This window comes from Burkholderia sp. Bp9004 (genome assembly GCF_003858025.1).
Classification (GTDB): Bacteria; Pseudomonadota; Gammaproteobacteria; order Burkholderiales; family Burkholderiaceae; genus Burkholderia; species Burkholderia diffusa.
On the sequence record NZ_QTQD01000092.1, the window covers coordinates 1 to 524 of the forward strand.

General features: G+C 65.5%; 1 protein-coding gene. It reads left to right on the forward strand.

From position 1 onward, the window contains the following. Nucleotides 1-524: aminotransferase class III-fold pyridoxal phosphate-dependent enzyme (locus DIE08_RS35295; RefSeq protein WP_124906463.1), on the forward strand; the 524-nt coding region annotated here is incomplete at both ends.

Consider the following 524-nt stretch of genomic DNA (forward strand, 5'->3'; position numbering starts at 1 on the left):
GCACGCTCGACCGCCGAATACCGCGCGCTCGACGCCGCGCACCACATCCACCCGTTCTCGGACATGGGTGCGCTCAACGGCGCGGGCAGCCGCGTGATCGTGAAGGCCGACGGCGTCTATCTGTGGGACTCGGACGGCAACAAGGTCATCGACGGGATGGCCGGCCTCTGGTGCGTCAACGTCGGCTACGGCCGCAAGGAACTCGCCGACGCCGCGTATCGCCAGCTCCAGGAACTGCCGTTCTACAACACGTTCTTCAAGACGACGCACCCGCCGGTGATCGAGCTTTCCGCGATGCTCGCGGAAGTGACGCCCGCCGGCTTCAACCACTTCTTCTACTGCAACAGCGGCTCGGAAGGCAACGACACCGTGCTGCGCCTCGTGCACCAGTACTGGCGCGTGCAGGGCAAGCCGCAGAAGAAATACGTGATCTCGCGCAAGAACGGCTACCACGGCTCGACGATCGCGGGCGGCACGCTCGGCGGGATGGGCTACATGCACGAGCAGATGCCGTCGAAGGTCGA